Consider the following 18,893-nt stretch of genomic DNA (forward strand, 5'->3'; position numbering starts at 1 on the left):
CCCCGCTCCCGTCCACGCGATCCACCGTTCATGGGTTCAGCTTCCGCTGGTGGCCGCCGCGCCACTCGGTGAGCAGGACGGTGGCGTCGTCATCGAGCTTGCCGTCGTGATGGTTCAGCACGGCGGCCATCAGACGGCGCAGGGTCTCGTGCAGGGTGCGCTCGCCGGAATGGTGGCGTCGGACGAAGTCGATGAATCGCTCACGCCCGAACTGCTCGCCCTCGGCATCGCGGGCCTCGACCACACCGTCGGTGTACAGCAGCAGACGGTCACCGGGCTCCAACTGCTCGCTGGATTCGGTCACCGTCAGCCCGAGGTCAGCGCCCATCGGGCCGGCCGGCGGGCAGACCAGCTCGCTGGCCCACCGGTTGCCGCGCAGCAGGATGGGCAGTGGGTGACCGCGGTTGATCCACGTGAGCCGACCGGTCGCGAGATCGAGTTCGGCCAGGATCCCCGTGGCATAGCGGCTGGTGCCGAACTGCTGGATCAAGGTGGCTTCCACCTGCTCGCTGGTCTCCGTGAGGGACGCGCCCTGGCGGCGGGCGTTGCGACACGCGGCCACGGCGACGTTGGCCGTGATCCCGGCGGTGGTGTCGTGGCCCATGGCGTCGAAGACGCTCAGGTGGAGCGTGGTGCCGGCCACGGCGTAGTCGAAGGCGTCTCCACCGATCTGGTAGGCGGGCTCCATCACCGCGCCCACGGTCGCGCCAAGACCGGCGTAGGCGGGCGGCGGGGTGAGGTGCCACTGCATCTCCGCCGCCACGTTCATGGGCTCGGTACGCACCAGGCGGGCGTAGGAGTCGCTGAAGGAACGCTTGCTGAGCAGCAGCAGCGCGATCATGGACGCCAGATCGCGCAGCGCCTGACGCATCACCTCGTCGTCGGTGTCCGTGTCGGCCCGCACCACACCCAAACGCTCCACACCATCGGTGACCGCCACCCACCAGCGTCGCCGGCCTCGGCCATCGCCTGTCCTGCCGTGCTCGGCGAGCAGCTCCACGCGCTGATAGGCCTGCCCGGGCAGGCTGCCCTCGACAGGGAACCGCTCACCGCCGTCCCCGGCGCCCGGCCCCTCACCGGTGAGCTGACGCAGCACCGTCTCCCGCAGGTCCACGACGAAGACAGCCGTCTCGTACATACCGGCCATGGCGGCGTGCTCGGCGATCAACGCCGGAAGCTGCTCCAGAGTGACGGTGTGGCTGACCTGCATCAGTCGCACGAGCGGCGCCGCCGCGGCCCTCTCAACCACACCCCACCCCCGTCAGCGGGCAGAACGGGGGCAGGCCGCCACCCGGCACCGCCGGGCACGCCACGGGCAGATTCACCATTTCACGGCCCCTTCCAGCCCTTCTACGCTGTACCCACCCCCACAGGCCACACGCCTTGCGGCAGGCAAGGACGACGCCGGTACCGCTGGGGCTCGGGCCAGCCCTTCACAGGCCTCCGCGCTCGGCCGGTGGCCGACCACGGGCCCGGCAGCGAGGGCCCGTGGGCTCAGCCACATGTACGCGCTCCGTCGGACGACAGCCGGTCGGCCCGGCTATTCGGGCCAGTCGGAGTTCTGGATGACCTCGACGAAGTCGATACGCCGGAACCCCGGCACGAAGTGCTCCAGAACGTCCGCGTTGACCGTGCCGAAGGTACTGTCCGGGCGGTGTCGGAACCCGTCGGTGAACGCCTGGAGGATCTGTCGCTTGAAGTCCGGACGTGGATGCGCGGCGGTGACCTCGGCGATCTGGGCCCGCGTGATCCTGCTCAGGTGCAGGCCGAGCACGTCGGTCTCCACGCCTGCCGTCGTGGCGGCGATCTCGGATGCCATCTTGTACGGCACCTCGGGGGTCGTGTGCAGGGCGATGGCCGTCCACACCGTGTCCGCGTCGCCCTCGGAACAGCCATGGCTGAGCAGGAACGCGCGAGCCTGGTCGGCACCGTCCATCTCGAAGCGCTGGTCGTCGCTGCGATAAGGGGCCACCAGACCGGTGTCGTGGAACAGCGCGGCCACGTAGAGCAGCTCGGGATCGGGCCGGAGTCCCAGCGCGTCGGCCTGCAAACTGCCGAACAAATAGACACGGCGGGAGTGGTGGAAGATCAAAGGAGGAGTGGTGTCGCGGATCAGTTCGGTCGCGGCCTGGGCCAGTGTGCTGTCCGGTATCGCGACACCGGCGATCTTTTCACTCATGGTGGCCTCCTTGTGCGGGGCTGACGTGGTCCCCTCACGATCCGCGCGTCGGGGACCTCGGCGCCGCTCCCCGATGGCCGTCAAGCCCTCGAAAACGGTCATGCGTGCCGCGGCCGGTGTCGTCGGACGACGGTCGTGGTGAGGCCGGCCGACGGGAGCCGGAACCGGTGCTGGCGAACCGACGCTGGTAGTTGGTCGGCGAGACTCCCAGATGGCGTGCGAAGGCGCGGCGCAGGCTCTCGTAGCTGGGGAAGCCGGCCAGGGCGGCGGCCTCGGTGGCGTTGTGACCGGCGTCCAGCAGGGCCTTCGCCATGTCGAAGCGGATCAGTTCCACGTATTTCATCGGCGTGGTGCTCAGTTCGGCGCGGAACATGCGCGACAGGTGCCTCGGGCTGACACGGACCCGCGCGGCGAGCCCCTCCAGACTGTGATCCGCTGTCGGATCCGCCTGGACGGCGTCCTGTACCAGGCGCAGTACCGGCGTCCGCGGGGCCGGCCCCTGAAGCGAGGCGGAGAACTGCGACTGCCCACCGGATCGCTGCATGTACACGACCAGTGAGCGAGCGACTCGGCGGGCCAGGTCCGGGCCGTGATCGCTCTCCAGGAGGGCGAGCGCGAGATCGATTCCCGCGGTGACACCCGCGGACGTGTAGGTGGCGCCGTCCTTGACGAAGATCGCGTCGGCCTCCACCCGCGCCTCCGGATGGCGCCGGGCCAGGGCGTCGGTGTGCTGCCAGTGCGTCGTCGCCCTCCTGCCGTCGAGCAATCCCGCCGCCCCCAGGAGAAAGGCCCCGGTACAGATCGCGGCGACCCGCCCCGCCTCACCCGCCAGCGCGCCCGCGGCAGCGCTGAGGGCAGGATCGATCGGCGCCTCGGGCAGCCGGTCGCCGCCGATCACGAGGAGGGTGTCGAAGGCCGGCGCGTCGGCCACGGCGGCGTCCACCGGTACGAGCATGCCGATCGACGAGGACACGGGCTCACCGCCGACCGAGACGACGGTCAGACGGTAGTCGGCGCCGTACCGATTGGCCTCGCTGAAGACCTCGGCAGGCCCGGTGAGGTCCAGCATCTTCATGCCGTCGAACGCCAGTACGCCGACGGTGTGCGTCTTCGATGCCATGTGCTCTCATCCCAGTGTGGTCCGGCCCGCGCGGCAGTCCCCCTCACATCTTCCATCCCGCTCCGCCGGGACCACCGCCGCGCCTCGACCAGGCCGCGGGAGGGGCGGTCCGGCGTACGCCCGGCGTCTGGATCCGAGTGGTTCACGTCCGGACCGTTGCGGCGGCGAAGGCCACGCGACGGCAGCATGGACGAGGGACGCCGTGCCCGCTCCCCTCACGTCACATCGAAAGGCGCGAACAGCATGACCGGAATCATCGCAGGCGTGGAGATCCCCGACACCGCGGCGACCACGGAGGCCACCGGTCTTCTCCGGGAAACGACCGACCCGCTCATCTTCCACCACTCCCGGCGGGTCTTCCTCTTCGGTTCCCTGCACGCGCAACGGCTAGGCTTGCAGCCCGATCCGGAGCTTCTGTACCTGTCCGCCATGTTCCACGACACAGGCCTTCTGACCCCGTTCTCCGAGAAGGAGCAGCGCTTCGAGCTCGACGGGGCCGATCACGCGCGCAGGTTCCTGCTCGACCGCGGGTTCCGCGAGAGCGCCGCCGATGTGGTCTGGACGGCGATAGCGCTGCACACGACGCCAGGAATTCCCGGTCGCATGGGCCCGGAGACGGCTGCCACGAACCACGGCGTCCTGACCGACGCCGTCGGATGGGCTCTGGACGGGCTGGACCGCGACCAGGTGGACGAAATCGTCGCCGCCCACCCTCGCGGAGAATTCAAGAAGGGATTCCTCTCGCTTCCCGTCCCCGGCCACTGCCGGGGACGGGGCCTACGGCTCGCACGGCCGCCTCCGCGCGGCCACCGCCTCGGCGGTCCACCACCGCACGGTGCGTCAGGACGCGACGAAGCGGGCGATCTGGCCCAGCACGACCGGGTCCGCCAGGTACCCGAGGTGGGTCTGGCACAGCACGTTGTTGTTCGTCGCACCGTCCAGCCGGGTGCTGGTGTACGGCAGGATGATGCCGTCGCACGCCGAGTACCAGGTGGCGTACCTCGTGGCACCCGGTGTCTCGTCGCCCGAGGTGATCTGGGAGATGAAGGACGAGCCCGGGTACATCTGCCGGCAGGTCGTGTAGATCAGGCAGGCGCCGGCATACGTGGTCCCGTGGTTCGCGCCCGCGATCGAGGCGAGGTGGCTGACGCTGGTGTCGCCGCCCAGCACCTTGAGGTAGTACTGGCTGACCAGGCCTCCCATCGAGTGGTTGACGATCGCGACCCTGCTCGCTCCGGTGCGCGCCTTGACGTTGTTGACGAAGCTGGCGAGGCCCTGGGCGTTGGTGATGTTGTCGCCGTAGGAGTTGTACTCGTAGGCGAAGAGGTTGGAGCCGGACCAGCCGTTGAGCCGGAAGACGCTCATGGCGGTGACCCAGTTGGACGCGTTGCCGGTGTATCCGTGGACGAAGACGACCGGCGTGTCGGCGGACAGCGGTTGTTCGGCCGTGCCCGCCGATCGCGCTGCGGACGCGGTCCGGGCCGCCGGTGCCGCGGCATCGGCCGCACCTGCCGTCGACGCCGAGGAGAACAGGGTGAACGCGGCCGTGGCGGCCGCGACCACGCCGAGAAGGGGGCGAGGGGAACGACGACGCATGGAGCCCTCCTGACAAAGGTGCGGGGATCAGGTGCCTGACCCGACCAGAGTCATGGGGCGGGACCGGGGCGCCATCGGCTGAATCACCAGTGGCCCGGCCGGGCCCGGCACTCGCCATGCGCAGTGCAGCGCCGAGGAACCCTTCGTCGCGGGACGACTGACCCGGTTCACCCGGAGGAGCCGCTGGACGCCCGGCACTGACGGGACTGCTGACCTACTGCCGGACGCCGTCACCGCCCCCAGCCACCGCGATGCCCGCGTCCACGGCGCGTGAGCCGGGTCAGCCCGAGGCGCGGCAGATCACACCCGCGGACCAGGCCACACGAGCGGGCTCGGCGTCCACCCCGGCCGACGCCGTTTCACGGCCGGCCCGTCACCCGGACGTCAGACCGGCGCCAGAGGCCGGTGCGGCCCCCGGGGAATCTCCGCCTCGACCACGTCACCCGGGCGAACGACGCCGCCCTCCTTCACCACGCTCATGATTCCGGCCTTGCGTGCGATGTTGCCGGCCTCATCGCGGCCGACGACCTGCTTCAGCAGCCCGTCCTGGAAGGTGTCGATCTGCCGGCAGGGATTGCGCAGTCCGGTCACCTCCACCACTGCGAGATCGCCGATGCGCAGCAGCGTGCCGACCGGCAGGCCGAGCAGATCGATGCCGCGAGTGGTGATGTTCTCGCCCAGGTCACCGGGCGACACCTTGAATCCCGCTGCACCGACCTCGGCGAACAGCTCCTCCTGGAGGAGATGGACTTGTCGCAGGTTCGGCTGTGTGGGGTCCTGCGCGACCCGAAAGCGGTGCTTGACGGTCACGCCCGCGTGGACGTCACCCTGTACCCCGAGGCCGGCGAGCAACGTGACGCTGTCCCGGTTCGGCTTGGAGAACGAGTACTCGCCGTTACTGCTGACCGCCGTAACCATCCCGACCATCCTCATGTCCCCTCCTCCATGACCATGACCGGCCACGGCCTCCATGACCATGACCGGCCACGACCCTAATACCGCGGGCCCGCGCCTCAGGGCCGCGATCCTGTCAGGGCCCGCCCCGTCAGCCGGCCGTGGTCCGTACCGGCTCGCCGAGGGAGCGGCCGCGCCGCGATGAGGCTCGGCCGGTCCCGAGTCTGTCGCGGTGACCGTCGTAGGGAGTGGCGGCGTACGGAACGCCCGGCACGAGACACCACGGAGGACAGCATGACGAGCACGCCGAACCACCCGACCATCGCGCTGCCCGGCCGTCCGCCCGTGTTCGATCCGACCACCTGGCGGATGACGACGTGAACGGCCCCCGTGCACAGCTCACCCGCCCCGGCGACATCCTGCTCGCGTTGCCGGAGCCGGCCCTCGTCCACCGCCGGGGAGGACCATGGATCTCCCGCGACGGTGGCCGCGAGTGGCAGCGCTACGGCCGACACGGCTGGCACACCGGGGGCACGTACCGGCCTACCGTCCGCCGCCCGGGGATGCGGGTGGGCGGCCCGGCGCCGGGGTGGCGGTGACGGAGCCGGCGACAGGTCGCACCGCCGTCAGCTCCGTCACCGCCGATGGTCCGTCGCCGCCCGGCCCCGTCGGTTCACGTCCGCCAGGTCTCCGGCGCGGTCGCCGCATCGACGTCGGGCGGTCGGTCTCCTGCCTTGTGGCCGGGTCCGCCGCCACCAGGCGTCGCACCCGGCCGTGTTCCGGCACACGCTGAGGATCCGGCGGCGCCCGGACCACCGCTCCCCCGTCCCAGGGCACCGATGGCGCATAGGTATCGTGAGCGCGCGTCATTGCCGCCTCCGCCGCCCACAGCCTCGGCACTCCACAGCCCGCCGCCCCACAGCCCCGCCACTCCGCCTCTCCACAGCCCCACAGCTCCACCGCCCCACCGCCCCACCGCCCCACCGCCCCACCGCCCCACCGCCCACGTCAGGATTCACGTGACCGAGACCCGAGCGCTCGCCGCGCCCCGCCCCCTGCTGCTGGCCGACGGCCGGGACGCCGCACTGGCCTGGACCCTCGATCCCGGGATGCGGCACCTCAACCACGGCTCGTTCGGGGCGGTTCCCCGCGTGGCCCAGGAACGGCAGAGCGCACTGCGGGACGAGATGGAGCGGGCCCCCGTCGCCTGGTTCCCGCGGCTGCCCGGCCGGATCGCCGCCGCCCGGGGAGCGATCGCCGAGCATCTCCGCGTCCCCGCGCAGGACTTGGCGCTCGTCCCCAACGCGAGTGCCGGCGCGAGCGTCGTGTACGCCGCCCTCACGGCGCGTCCGGGCGGCGACATCGTGGTCACCGACCACGGCTACGGGGCCGTCACGATGGGCGCCGAGCGGCTCGCCCGGCGCTGGGGCGGACGCGTGCGCACGGCCCACGTACCCCTCGGCGCGGGCGCCGAGCAGGCCTGTACGGCGGTGATGTCCCGGGTGGACGAGCGGGTCGCGCTCATCGTCCTGGACCAGATCACCTCCGCCACCGCACGACTGATGCCCGCAGGACGTGTCGGCGAGGAGGCGGCCCGGCACGGCATCCCGCTGCTCGTGGACGGCGCGCACGCCCCCGGACTCCTCGCGGCGCCTCTGGAGGGCCTGGTCTGCGACGCCTGGGTCGGCAATCTCCACAAGTGGGGATGCGCGCCGCGTGGCACCGCCGCTCTCGTCGCCCGCGGTCCGCTGCGCGAGGAACTCCATCCGCTGATCGACTCCTGGAGCGCCGCCGAACCCTTCCCGGACCGCTTCGACCAGCAGGGCACGATCGACGCGACCGGTTGCCTCGCGGCGCCGACCGCGCTGGACTTCGTCGGCCGCACCTGGGGCTGGGACACGGCTCGCACCTACATGGACGAGCTGGCGGACTACGGCGCGCGGGTGGTGGCGGCCGCGTTCGAGGCGTCCGGCGGCCCCGGCGGGCCCGTCGACGTCGGCATGCCGGTGCCGGGGATGCGCCTGGTCCGGCTGCCAAAGGGCCTGGGAACCACCCGGATCGAGGCCGACGCCCTGCGCGACCGGGCGACCGCGGAGCTGGGCGTCGAGGCCGCCTTCACCAGCTTCGGCGGAGCCGGATACCTGCGGCTGTCGGCCCACGTCTACAACACACCCGACGACTACGAGTACTTCGCGGACGCCTGTGTGCCCGTCGTCGAGAGGTGGGCGCGGGAGGCCCGAGGTCGGCTCTGACACCTGCCGTCGGGCGGGCGGGCAGACGGGTCGGGAACGGCGAACGGCCCGCCCTGTCCGCCGGGATGGTCGAAACCGTCCTGGCGGACGGGCCGCGGTCGTGGCACCGTGACGGCGTGCACAACCCCCGACGATCAAGGGAGTCAAGGTGACACCTCTCGCTGCCTCTGTCGAATCGATGGAGCAACTCGCCACGGTCTGGCGGCACATGGTGCTCGACCGGAACGCGGATGCCGACGTGCGAGACCTTCCGGGGATCGCCGTCCGCTGGGCCGACTGCCCCTTCGCCTTCTGGAACTGCGTCACCTTGACCGATGTGGGGGCGGACGCCGCGCTCCTGGAGCAGCGTCTGGCCGAGGCGGCGGACGTCATGCGCTCGAAGAAGTACCCCGGCTTCCTCTGGGTGTTCGAGGACCTCATCGACGCCGGGGCGCGCACAGGCCTCCCGGCGGCGGCCGAGCGAGCGGGTCTCGTGTACGCCTTCCCGGGCACCGGCATGGCTGGAGACCTGCTCCCCGTTCCGGAGCCGATCCACCCGGAGTTGACCTTCGTCCGTGTCAGCGACGACGAGCAACTGCGCTCGTACGCGGACCTCAACTCGCGTGCGTACGGCTTTCCTTTGGAACACGGTCGCGACGGACTCGTCGGGTCCGTGCTGTGGAAGGAGGAGGTGCACGCCTACCTGGGTCTGCGGGACGGTGTCCCGGTCACGTGCGCCGGGGCGGTGGAAGCCGACGGCCGCCTCTTCGTCGTACTCGTCGCGACGGACCCGCAGTGGGAGCGCAGAGGCTATGGGGAGGCCGTGACGCGCAAGGCGCTCCACGAGGGTGCACGGGCCACCGGACTGACGCGCGCCACCTTGCACGCGACCGTCGCGGGCGCACCCGTGTACCCGCGCATCGGTTTCGAACCGAACTCACCCCTGCACTTCTACGGCCTGGGGTAGTCGCGCGGCGGGCTCCGGCCGGTGTCCGCGGGAACACCGCTGCGCACGGCCGTCTCGGCACGAGCGCGCGGGGTCAGCGGTGACTCAGCACGTTGACCACCCGGCCGTTTGGGTCGCGGACGAAGAACCGCCGGACCCCCCACTCCTCGTCCTGCAAGGGGTGGACGATCTCCGCGCCGCTGTCCCGCATGAGCGCATGGGCCGCGTCCACATCGTCCACCTCCACGCTCATGTCCGGCGTGACCGGAGCGGTCCTGTCGCCGGTCGTGAAGCTGACCTGGGCCGCCGGAGTGGACGGCGAGGCGAGCGTCATGATCCAGCCCTGGTCCATGACCTCCTCGAAGCCCAGCAGGCGATAGAAGTCCCGGTTCTCCTGCATCGCGTCGGACTGGACGATGGGCATGACGCGGCGAACGGTCATCGACGACTCCAAGTGAGTGGGCGTGTGTCTGGGTTTCCCGGCGGTCCTACCGCACACCAGCCTACGAGCGCGCCTTCGCCACGGTGCCCGAAGCGGTTTGCGATGGCCCTCTCGTCTCTCTCGTTCTCACCACCCGCGGATCCGCATCGGTGGTGTGGTGGCCCGCTCCCGCACCAGGACGGACGCCTTGCCGGGGGGGGCTTCGGGGGCCGGGTGCTGTACGGGGATCGGAGCCTGTGCCTGTGCGGCTACGAACTCTGAGCGGTGGATGGCGGCGCCCACTCCTACGTCCGCCATACGTACCTGGGCCTGGCTCGCGCTCGACATGGTCGGGCGAGACAACGGCGCACAACCCCCGGGGACGCTACGGGACTCTCGACGGGCGCCGTCCCGTCGGGTCAGTGCGTGAAGGCCAGGCCGTGAGTCCCGGCGATCTGCCCAGCGGCATACCCCGCGTGCAGGTTGAGCGGGTTGCCGTCGACGTTCCTCACCTTGAGAGACACGCGGAATGCGGTGCATCCGTCGAGTTGAGAAGCCGTCAAGTGGAGCACATTGGTGGCTGTCTGATGGTGCTTAGCGGTCGAGATGTTCCACCTCGCCACGGACCCGTTGATCGCGCTGCCGCATTTGGTTCCGTCGGGATTCTGCGGCTGGGCCTCGATCCAGGTTTCGGCCTGCGTGCCGGTGTAGGCCGTCGTCCCGCCCGCGCAGATCGTGGAGCCGGGGGCGCAGGTCGTCAGCGCCGCGTCCTGCACGACAGTGATGCCGTCGCCGGCGCCCGGCGTGTAGGTGTACCCCAGTGTGGTCCGCGTCGAGCCCCGTGCGATCACAGCGGTGCTGACCGCCGGCAGCGTCCAGTGTGCTGTGGAAGCAAACGCTCCCCGGGACAGTTCCGCATTGGCCGGTACCTGCATGGTGACCGTGCGTCCATTCTGGATGATCGATGAGTAACTAGTCACGGAAAGGCGGCAATTGTACGTTCCGCCGGTGGGAGCGGTGAACACCCAGCGGAGGGCAGGAGTGACCGCCGCCTCTCCTGGCGGCACGAGGTTCGTGGCCCAGTACGCTCCGGCCTCCGTCCCGGCAGGGAGCGCTCCGCCGTCGGCATAGCCGCAGCGCACCGCCACCGTGGACCCGATGTTGTCCCCGAGGCCCAGAGCTGTCACGCTCGCCACCGACAGATAACGCGACCACAGATACGACTGCTCACCCGCCGCGGCGGTGAACGTCACCTCGGTTCCCGGTATATCCCGGTACGGCGCCGCGTTGCGCGTGACTTCGTACACGAAAGCCGACGAAGTGGCTGAGGCCGGCGACGCAAACGCGGGCACAGCCGTGCCGACCAGGGCGAGCAATACGGTCGCCATCGAACGAATACGCTTGAACACCATGTCGTCCCTGCATAGGTTTTCCAGCCCCGGCCGTCGGAACTGACAGTGATGAGATCTTGCTGAAATGTCGTCTGATGTTCGCCGTCGCGACTGGCATGCATGTGTCTCGGGGGCCAGTGAGGCCTTTGGGTCAGACGAGGCCGGGGGCCTCGTTGGCCACACGGTGGCCCCCTGCCGCCAGGGCCACAGGAGCCAGCATCGCAACGGAACCCTTTCGCCAGAACTCCAGGAAAATGCGGCCCTTCCCTCTGATGATCACGACGCAACCGGAGGTTGCCCACAATCGATCCGCATGTCCAGCAGCACGCTTCCTACCTGACGATTCGTCATGGAACCCCGTTGGGCGGCCTTCGTCTCCCATCATCAAGGAAACCGTCCGGTCTCCCTGTCGCAATAGCCTTATCCGGCAGGAAGGGAAGACGTATCGGCGACCAAGTATCCGGGTGAGGTGGCGAAACGCTCCTGACGTGTCACACCAACCAGCCCTGCCGTACGGCGCGCACCCCCGCCTCGAAGCGACTGCGCGCCCCCAGGCGTTCCATCAGACCCGTCGCCGTGCGGCGAGCCGTCCGATGCGAGACCCCCAGTCGCTTGGCTATGGCCTCGTCGGTGAAACCGTCGGCCAGTAGCTTCAATACCGTCGCCTCGGCATCGGTCAACCCGCTCTCGTGCCGCCGCGTGATCTCGCCGAAGGGCTTCGCCGCCTCCCAGACGGCCTCGAACAGGGCACACAGGGCGGTCAGCACCCCCTGGCCGGTGAGCACCACCGCGCCCGCAGCGGTGTCGTCGCTGTCGACCGGGATCACGGCGGTGCTACGGTCCGTGATGATCAGGCGAGTAGGCAGCGTGGGCGCGGTTCGGGCCTGTCGGCCCAGGCCGCTCAGCCATTGCGCGTAGGCCACGGTGTGCGGGCTGTTGCGCACGCTGTCGAGGTAGACGGTACGCATCCGGACGCCCCGGCCCAGCAGGTGTTCGTCCAACGGCCGGGAAGCTTCGAGGTTCTCGGGTGTCTGCTCCCCGTCCGGGGCGAAGATCATGGCCTCCTCCCGAATCTCGCGATGGAGCAGGGTCAACCGATCGCGGATGCGGTCCAGACCGATGAGGTGCTCAACGCCGGGCTCGGCAGCCGAAGGGCGCAGGCCCGCGTACTCGGAGATGAGCTGCGCGGCGGCTGCCCGCGAGGCCTCGATCCGGTGTTGCTGAGCGGTGAGTTCCGCCTGTTGGCGGGCGAGCAGGATCTCCATGCCGATGTCCGGGCTGACCGCACGGGGCCGGCCGGGCTCCTCGTACGAGGGCTGCACCAGGGCCAGCTCACTGAGACGGTCGAGACCGCTGCGGACATCTTCCTCTGACATCTTCAGGCGCCGGCTGAGATCGGCCACGGCGTCGCCCGGGGACCCCAGCATCGCGCGATAGACGGCTTCTGTCCGTCTGTCCAGACCCAGCAAGGTCAACATATGGCGTCCCCCCCAGTGAAGTGATCTTCACCGCCGATCGTCGCATGCGGCCGGGTCCATGTGGAGGGTCGGAAGGGAGGGTTGGCCTGTTCCGTCCAGATCCTCAATGGGCCAGCGCTCGGGCCTGTCCCTCTCGCGCTGCGGTCGCACACTTCGTCGGTATGTATCTGATCCACGCCCACCTGTCGGCCCCGCTGGGCAGCCTCCTTCCCTCCGACGCGGCCCGGCGTGTCCTCGCTCTCGCACGTCCCGGTGAAGGGGTGGAGCACGTCACCGCGCACCCGCACGCCGTACCCGACCCGGTACTCGGGGTCTTCCTTGTGGCGGAATCGCTGACCGAGGCAGAGGCGCTGACGGCGATGCTGTGCCGCCGGTTGCTCAACTCGCACACAGAATGGACCGGTTGGGGTCTGCGCAGGGCGCAAGTGCCGCTGCTGGCCCCATTGGGACATGGACCATTGGGGCCATCGGAAAGCTCTTCCCACCCCTGCGACCTGCGGCGAGAGTAGTTCTCGCCGGAAGGGTCACCGACCGGCAGACACGAAGGAACCGGCGCCACGTCACCGCGGGACGGAAGGCCGGAACAGTCCGACAGGTCCACTCCCGCCGAAGGGTCACCCGCCATGCGCGCCATCCGTACCGCCAAGACCGCCGCGGTCACCCTCCTCGCCGCGGGAGCGCTGCTCCTCGGCTTGGGAGCAGCTACCGGGGCCAGCGGCCCCGGTAGCCAGGGCTCCGGTCGGCTGGGCGTCGCGGGCCCCGCCCTGTCCACGAACGACTTCGGCTGGCAGACCACCCCCGTCGTCGGCGACTTCGGCTGGCAGTAACAGGTCCGCGACACCGGTGGGGCCGCTGAACCTCTCCGGGTGAGCCCCCCGTTCTCCCTTGACCACTCCTCCCTCGCCTCGACGCCGCCGTGCGGGCCACGACGCCCCGGCAGGCAGTCCCCGCCCTCCCCGCCCGAACAACCCAACAAGGAGTTGTCTGTCATGCCTATGTCCAAAATGCCGCACACTTCCCTCCTCACCGTCGTCCTCGCCTCCGCCACAGTGCTGGGTACCCTCGCCGTCTCCCCTGCCGCGACGGCCGCCCCGAACACCGCTGTCTCCGGCGTGCGCACCGCCACCGAGGACGTCGAGCGTCCCCAGGGTGAAGTCGGCCCCCTGGTGAGCGGCTCCCCACGGAGCACCTTCTCCTCGCACCCCCTGGCCTCCACGGCCGCCGGCGCGCCGATCAACCGCAGCGCGGTCATCGCTCGCGCCAAGGTCTGGGCCGACGCACAGGTGCCCTACAGCATGAACAACTACCGTGACGGCTACCGCACCGACTGCTCCGGCCTGGTCTCCATGGCCTGGAACCTCGGCACCAATGCGTGGACCGGCAACCTCGACAGCTACGCCAGGCGGATCTCGAAGGGCGAGCTGCGCAAGGGCGACATGCTCCTCTTCCACAACCCCTCGAACCCCTCGCGCGGTTCCCACGTCGTCCTGTTCGAGCGCTGGACCGACTCGTCGATGACCTCGTACGTCGGGATCGAGCAGACTCCTCCGCACGCCGTGCGCCGCACCATCCCGTACGCCTACTTCAACAACTCCGGCTCCTACCTGCCGTACCGCTACAACAACATCGTTGAGGACGTCACCACCACCCGCGATCACGACTACACCGGTGACTACAAGGACGATCTGCTGGGTGTGGACTCGGCGGGCACCCTGCGGCTGTACTCCGGCAACGGCTCCTCCGCAGTGGCCTTCACCCACGAAGTGGGCAGCGGCTGGACAGCCATGGACAAGGTGGCCGCCGCCGACTTCAACGGCGACGGCGACGGCGACCTCGTCGCCACCAACAAGACCACCGGCGAACTGTTCCTCTACATCGGCAACGGCGACGGCGGATTCAAGTCCACCAGCGAGATCGGACACGGCTGGACCGGCATAGAACAGCTCGCCGCCGGCGACTTCACCGGCGACGGCAAGGCCGACATCGTCGCCGTCAACGAAACAGACGCCACCTTGAACCTCTACACCGGCAACGGCAGCGGCGTCACCTACACCAAGCAGATCGGCAGCGGCTGGTCGAAGATGACCAACCTCGCCGCCGGAGACTTCAACGGCGACAACCGCGCCGACCTCGTCGCCACCCACGAAGACAACGGAAGCCTGCTCCTCTACCCCGGCACCACCACCGGCGGCGTCGGCAGCGCCATCGAAATCGGCTCCAGCTTCAACCTGATGAGCAAACTCACCCTGTCCGACCTCAACAACGACGGACGCGCCGACATCACCGCCATCAACCGCAGCACCGGCAACCTCCACCTCTACACCAGCAAAAGCAACAGCCTCAACACCGGCATCGAAATCGGCCACGGCTGGGGCAGCTTCCGGCACCTGGTCTGAGGCCGACGGCCCGACACCACCGAGGGGCCCGCCCGGCGCGGGCCCCTTCCCCCAGTCCTTGTGACGCCCCCTCACCTGAAACGGAAGCCCGTCATGCCGCGTCTCGCCTCCGCCCTCCGGTCCCGCCCCGCCCTCGTCGCCGCCATCGTGGCCGGTCTCGCCACCCCGCTGGTCATGACCCAACCCGCCACGGCCGCCTCCGTGGCCACCTGGGACAAGGTCGCCCAGTGCGAGAGCGGCGGGAACTGGTCCATCAACACCGGAAACGGCTATTACGGTGGACTACAGTTCTCGGCGAGCACCTGGGCCGGTTACGGCGGCCAGGTCTACGCCTCCAACGCCCACTTGGCGACGAAGAAGCAGCAGATCCTCATAGCCGAGAAGGTCCTCGCCAGCCAGGGCGCCGGTGCATGGCCGCGATGCGGCGCGGTGGCCGGTCTGGCTTATGACCATGCCGACCCGTACCCGGCCGTCGAGGTGCACCGCGATCACGACTACACCGGTGACCACAAGGACGATCTGCTGGGTGTGGACTCGGCGGGCACCCTGCGGCTGTACTCCGGCAACGGCTCCTCCGCAGTGGCCTTCACCCACGAAGTGGGCAGCGGCTGGACAGCCATGGACAAGGTGGCCGCCGCCGACTTCAACGGCGACGGCGACGGCGACCTCGTCGCCACCAACAAGACCACCGGCGAACTGTTCCTCTACATCGGCAACGGCGACGGCGGATTCAAGTCCACCAGCGAGATCGGACACGGCTGGACCGGCATAGAACAGCTCGCCGCCGGCGACTTCACCGGCGACGGCAAGGCCGACATCGTCGCCGTCAACGAAACAGACGCCACCTTGAACCTCTACACCGGCAACGGCAGCGGCGTCACCTACACCAAGCAGATCGGCAGCGGCTGGTCGAAGATGACCAACCTCGCCGCCGGAGACTTCAACGGCGACAACCGCGCCGACCTCGTCGCCACCCACGAAGACAACGGAAGCCTGCTCCTCTACCCCGGCACCACCACCGGCGGCGTCGGCAGCGCCATCGAAATCGGCTCCAGCTTCAACCTGATGAGCAAACTCACCCTGTCCGACCTCAACAACGACGGACGCGCCGACATCACCGCCATCAACCGCAGCACCGGCAACCTCCACCTCTACACCAGCAAAAGCAACAGCCTCAACACCGGCATCGAAATCGGCCACGGCTGGGGCACACAGAAGCACCTGATCTGATCCGAACACGCCGCGAGCATGCCGCACAGGTTGTGCCGTCATCCCGGCTACAGCGCCACGTCCGTCCCCAGGACCCGCAGCCTGACCGGCTGGTCGCTCTCCGGCGCGCAAGCAGCGCGGTCGGTCCTCCGAGTCAGGGGTTCCGTTCCGATGTGTGCGGTTGCCGGGTGGCACGTACTGGGCGGCCGAAGGCGGGTTGCCCCTGTCAGATGAGGGGCGGTTGTGCCGGAGAGGCGGGTGCGGCCCCGTTCCGTGCCGCGGGCGTGGGCTGCTTCGGGTGCCAGAATCATGCTGGCCTGCGCCACTGGAGCGTCGCACGAGGACCTCGCGGCGCAGTTGGGCGGCTCGACGCCGCATGCGGTGGGCCGGAGGAGGGCGAGGTGTGTCGCGCACCGGATCGCCGGGCTGGGTGGAATGACGCGTCCCGGCGGCCCCCGGACGGTTCTCCGACAAGCAGGTCGCCGCGCTGGTGAAGGGCTCACGGCAAGCCGAGTTCCTTGCGGGCTCCCGCCAGCCGGCGCAGCACGCCGTGGGAGGCGGGGCCCTCGGCCGGCTCTGTCGCTTCCCTGAGCAGCACGACGATGTCGTCCCGACGCCCCTGCTGGGCGGCCGGATGCGTCAGCCCGACCAGGTTCGCCGCCACCCCCGGCAGGAATCCCAGCTCCCGGCGGAGGCGGGTGGACTCCCCGACGTGCGCTCGGGCTTCGTCCGGACGGTCGGCATGTGATGGGTCCGCTCCGGCCGACGGCGGCTCGGGGGGACCGGATGCGGGCGAAGTCGACAGGACGCCGCGGGTGCGGCCGACCGGGCCGTGCCGCGGGGGCGGTCCGGCTGCTTCAGCCGCGTCCGGCGTGCGAGGGACCTCTGTCGGCGGCCGCCGGCTGCGAGGCGCGGGCCACGACGAAGAGGAAGAGTCCGCAGGCCGATACGAGCAGCCATCCCGGATGCGACGCCGCCGCGAAGCCGACGGGCCCGGTGCCGGCGACCAGTCCCCCGGCGACAGCGATACCGACCGCCGCACCGACCTGACGGGCGGTGGAGGTGATCGCCCCCGCCACACCGGCCCGGGTGGCCGGCAGACCGCTGACGGCGGTGTTGGTGAGAGGGGCGTTGGCGAAGCCGAATCCGATGCCGATCAGCAGGTGGGCGAACAGGATCAGCGGCACGCTCGTGTCCTGGTCCAGACGCGTCAGGCACAGACCCCCGGCCACGGTGGACGCACCCGCGAGAACCAGCGGACGCCTCGGTCCGAGGCGTCCCACCAGGCTGCCGGACCAGGGCGCGCACAAAGTGGCCCCCAGCGCCATGGGCAGGGTGGTGGCGCCGGTCGCCAGCGGAGTCCAGCCCCGGGTGTGCTGAAAGTAGAGGGTGTTGAGGAGGAGACTCACGTTCAGGGCGACGAACACCGCCATGGCACCGAGCACCGCCGTGGCGAAGGGTGGCCGGCGGAACAGGCCCAGGTCCATCAGGGGTTCGTCACGGCGCAGTTCGACCATGACGAACGCGGTCGCCGCGGCCACGACCACGGCGTAGCCGATGAGGGCCGTCGGCGAGGCCCAGCCGATACGGGGTCCTTCGATGAGGATGCCGACGACGAGGCAGAGCACCACGGTGAGGAGCGTCTGTCCGGGCCAGTCCAGACGACGGGCGCGCGCAGCGCGGGACTCCGGCACGAACACGGCGACCAGGACGAGGGCGGCCACGATGACCGGCGTGTTGATCCAGAACACCGAACGCCAGCCGAACGCGGCGATGAGTGCACCGCCGGTGACCGGACCCGCCGCCATGCTGAGCCCGAAGACCGACGCCCACACGCCGATCGCCCGAGCCCGCTCCCGCCGGTCGGGCATCGCGTTCACCACGATCGCCAGTGCCACGGGACTCAGCATCGACGCCCCGGCCCCCTGAACGGCCCGCGCGGCGACGAGCACACCGAGTGACGGGGCGAGGGCACACGCGAGGGAGGCCAGGCCGAAGACGACCAGCCCGTACCGGAAGACCCGGCGGCGCCCCCACCGGTCCGCGAGCGCCCCCGAGACGACGAGGAGACTGGCCAGGACCACGGTGTAGGCGTCGACGACCCATTCCAGACCATGGGTGCCCACCCCGAGACCATGCCCGATCTCCGGCAGGCCCACGTTGACGATGGTGGTGTCGACACCGACCAGGAACATGCTGAACGCGCAGACGGCGAGCACCGTCCAGCGTCGGCACGCACTCAGCGGTGCGGGCGCAGCGGCCAGGGATTTCGTGAGCACGGGAGGTCCCCCTTCGTACGGGATCGGGTGCGCTCAGACTCGGGCCGGGAGCGGGACGGGGCCCAGAAATTTTGCGAGGACCGCAAAATGGTCGTATGGACCCTGAACTCGCAGAACTCATCGACAGCATCGGGCCACGACTGCGCGCCCTGCGACACGACCGGGGTCTCACCCTCGACGTGCTCGCCCGCGACACCGGAATCTCCGTGAGCACGCTGTCACGCGTCGAATCGGGTCTGCGGCGCCCGACACTCGACCTCCTCATCCCGCTCGCACGAGCCCATCGCGTCGCGCTGGACCAGCTGGTGGCGGCCCCGGCCACCGGCGATCCCCGGGTCCACCTCAGGCCCAGGAGCCGGGAACGCGGAAACATCGTCGTCCCGCTGACGCGGTACCCGGGCCGCGTCCAGGTCTTCAAGCAGGTTCTCGCGCACCGCGAACCGAAGCTGGTGACCCACTCCGGCTACGAATGGCTCTACGTGCTCGCCGGTGAACTCCGCCTCATCCTCGGACAGCGCGACACCATCCTGCGGCCCGGCGAGGTCGCCGAGTTCGACACCAGCACCCCGCACTGGTTCGGCCCCGCAGGCGCCGAAGCGGTGGAGATCCTGCACCTGTTCGGGCCCCACGGCGATCAGGCCGTCATCCGCACCGACCCGACGACGGACAGCTGAGTCCCCGGCGCCAGACGTCGCTCCGAACGGCGTGCCGTTCCGTGCCGCCGCCGTTCTTCCCCCGCGAACTGAACCGTTA

The 18,893-nt window shown here is 69.9% G+C and carries 16 protein-coding genes and 1 pseudogene; 7 read left to right on the top strand and 10 right to left on the bottom strand.

Features of this window, described 5'->3' with window-relative positions:
* Nucleotides 1–28: 28 nt before the first annotated feature.
* The 3 genes from ACZ5Y0_RS18630 to ACZ5Y0_RS18640 form a co-directional block, all read right to left on the bottom strand.
* A complete protein-coding gene (locus ACZ5Y0_RS18630; protein ID WP_469129927.1) occupies nucleotides 29–1,210 on the bottom strand; it encodes a PP2C family protein-serine/threonine phosphatase in 1,182 nt (393 codons plus the stop codon).
* A 330-nt stretch (nucleotides 1,211–1,540) separates the two neighbouring features.
* A complete protein-coding gene (locus ACZ5Y0_RS18635; protein WP_469129756.1) occupies nucleotides 1,541–2,179 on the bottom strand; it encodes an HD domain-containing protein in 639 nt (212 codons plus the stop codon).
* Between the two features lie 34 nt (nucleotides 2,180–2,213).
* Nucleotides 2,214–3,299 carry a GlxA family transcriptional regulator gene (locus ACZ5Y0_RS18640; RefSeq protein ID WP_469129757.1) on the bottom strand — a complete coding sequence of 362 codons (1,086 nt, stop codon included), beginning with the start codon at nucleotides 3,297–3,299 and terminating at the stop codon, nucleotides 2,214–2,216.
* Nucleotides 3,300–3,542: 243 nt separating this feature from the next.
* On the opposite strand from ACZ5Y0_RS18640, the pseudogene ACZ5Y0_RS18645 reads away from it, so the two are divergent.
* A pseudogene (locus ACZ5Y0_RS18645) lies at nucleotides 3,543–4,058 on the top strand (HD domain-containing protein); the annotation flags it as partial.
* Nucleotides 4,059–4,139: 81 nt separating this feature from the next.
* Here the strand turns inward: ACZ5Y0_RS18645 and ACZ5Y0_RS18650 are convergent.
* Nucleotides 4,140–4,895 carry an esterase/lipase family protein gene (locus ACZ5Y0_RS18650; protein WP_469129758.1) on the bottom strand — a complete coding sequence of 252 codons (756 nt, stop codon included), beginning with the start codon at nucleotides 4,893–4,895 and terminating at the stop codon, nucleotides 4,140–4,142.
* 384 nt (nucleotides 4,896–5,279) lie between these two features.
* Nucleotides 5,280–5,822: an MOSC domain-containing protein gene (locus tag ACZ5Y0_RS18655; RefSeq protein ID WP_469129928.1), complete on the bottom strand. Its 543-nt coding sequence runs from the start codon at nucleotides 5,820–5,822 to the stop codon at nucleotides 5,280–5,282.
* Between the two features lie 986 nt (nucleotides 5,823–6,808).
* Here ACZ5Y0_RS18655 and ACZ5Y0_RS18660 point away from each other — a divergent pair.
* The gene (locus ACZ5Y0_RS18660; protein ID WP_469129759.1) at nucleotides 6,809–8,041 is read left to right on the top strand and encodes an aminotransferase class V-fold PLP-dependent enzyme; all 1,233 of its coding nucleotides are present in this window, start codon (nucleotides 6,809–6,811) and stop codon (nucleotides 8,039–8,041) included.
* Between the two features lie 148 nt (nucleotides 8,042–8,189).
* On the top strand, nucleotides 8,190–8,987 hold the full coding sequence (locus tag ACZ5Y0_RS18665) for a GNAT family N-acetyltransferase (protein WP_469129760.1): 798 nt from the start codon (nucleotides 8,190–8,192) through the stop codon (nucleotides 8,985–8,987).
* A 73-nt stretch (nucleotides 8,988–9,060) separates the two neighbouring features.
* Here the strand turns inward: ACZ5Y0_RS18665 and ACZ5Y0_RS18670 are convergent, their stop codons facing one another.
* The 3 genes from ACZ5Y0_RS18670 to ACZ5Y0_RS18680 all read right to left on the bottom strand — a co-directional run bounded on the left by ACZ5Y0_RS18670 (nucleotide 9,061) and on the right by ACZ5Y0_RS18680 (nucleotide 12,256).
* Nucleotides 9,061–9,408 carry a VOC family protein gene (locus ACZ5Y0_RS18670; protein WP_469129761.1) on the bottom strand — a complete coding sequence of 116 codons (348 nt, stop codon included), beginning with the start codon at nucleotides 9,406–9,408 and terminating at the stop codon, nucleotides 9,061–9,063.
* Between the two features lie 398 nt (nucleotides 9,409–9,806).
* Nucleotides 9,807–10,799, bottom strand: coding sequence for a hypothetical protein (locus ACZ5Y0_RS18675; protein ID WP_469129762.1), 993 nt, complete (start codon nucleotides 10,797–10,799; stop codon nucleotides 9,807–9,809).
* Between the two features lie 470 nt (nucleotides 10,800–11,269).
* Entirely contained in the window at nucleotides 11,270–12,256 is a 987-nt protein-coding gene (locus ACZ5Y0_RS18680; RefSeq protein WP_469129763.1) for a LuxR C-terminal-related transcriptional regulator, read from the bottom strand.
* A 623-nt stretch (nucleotides 12,257–12,879) separates the two neighbouring features.
* Here ACZ5Y0_RS18680 and ACZ5Y0_RS18685 point away from each other — a divergent pair.
* The 3 genes from ACZ5Y0_RS18685 to ACZ5Y0_RS18695 all read left to right on the top strand — a co-directional run bounded on the left by ACZ5Y0_RS18685 (nucleotide 12,880) and on the right by ACZ5Y0_RS18695 (nucleotide 15,882).
* Nucleotides 12,880–13,083 (top strand): hypothetical protein, encoded by a 204-nt coding sequence (locus tag ACZ5Y0_RS18685; RefSeq protein ID WP_469129764.1) that lies wholly within the window; start codon nucleotides 12,880–12,882, stop codon nucleotides 13,081–13,083.
* 162 nt (nucleotides 13,084–13,245) lie between these two features.
* Complete coding sequence (locus ACZ5Y0_RS18690; protein WP_469129765.1) at nucleotides 13,246–14,652, top strand: C40 family peptidase; 1,407 nt, start codon at nucleotides 13,246–13,248, stop codon at nucleotides 14,650–14,652.
* Nucleotides 14,653–14,745: 93 nt separating this feature from the next.
* A complete protein-coding gene (locus ACZ5Y0_RS18695) occupies nucleotides 14,746–15,882 on the top strand; it encodes an FG-GAP-like repeat-containing protein (protein ID WP_469129766.1) in 1,137 nt (378 codons plus the stop codon).
* A gap of 478 nt (nucleotides 15,883–16,360) precedes the next feature.
* Here ACZ5Y0_RS18695 and ACZ5Y0_RS18700 read toward each other — a convergent pair whose 3' ends face one another.
* Together ACZ5Y0_RS18700 and ACZ5Y0_RS18705 are read right to left on the bottom strand one after the other, a co-directional pair.
* Nucleotides 16,361–16,525: a hypothetical protein gene (locus tag ACZ5Y0_RS18700; protein ID WP_469129767.1), complete on the bottom strand. Its 165-nt coding sequence runs from the start codon at nucleotides 16,523–16,525 to the stop codon at nucleotides 16,361–16,363.
* 193 nt (nucleotides 16,526–16,718) lie between these two features.
* Nucleotides 16,719–18,140 carry an MFS transporter gene (locus ACZ5Y0_RS18705; protein ID WP_469129768.1) on the bottom strand — a complete coding sequence of 474 codons (1,422 nt, stop codon included), beginning with the start codon at nucleotides 18,138–18,140 and terminating at the stop codon, nucleotides 16,719–16,721.
* A 95-nt stretch (nucleotides 18,141–18,235) separates the two neighbouring features.
* Here ACZ5Y0_RS18705 and ACZ5Y0_RS18710 point away from each other — a divergent pair, with 95 nt between their 5' ends.
* On the top strand, nucleotides 18,236–18,814 hold the full coding sequence (locus ACZ5Y0_RS18710; RefSeq protein WP_469129769.1) for a helix-turn-helix domain-containing protein: 579 nt from the start codon (nucleotides 18,236–18,238) through the stop codon (nucleotides 18,812–18,814).
* Nucleotides 18,815–18,893 lie beyond the last annotated feature (79 nt).

This window comes from Streptomyces sp. NPDC033216, from assembly GCF_055577115.1.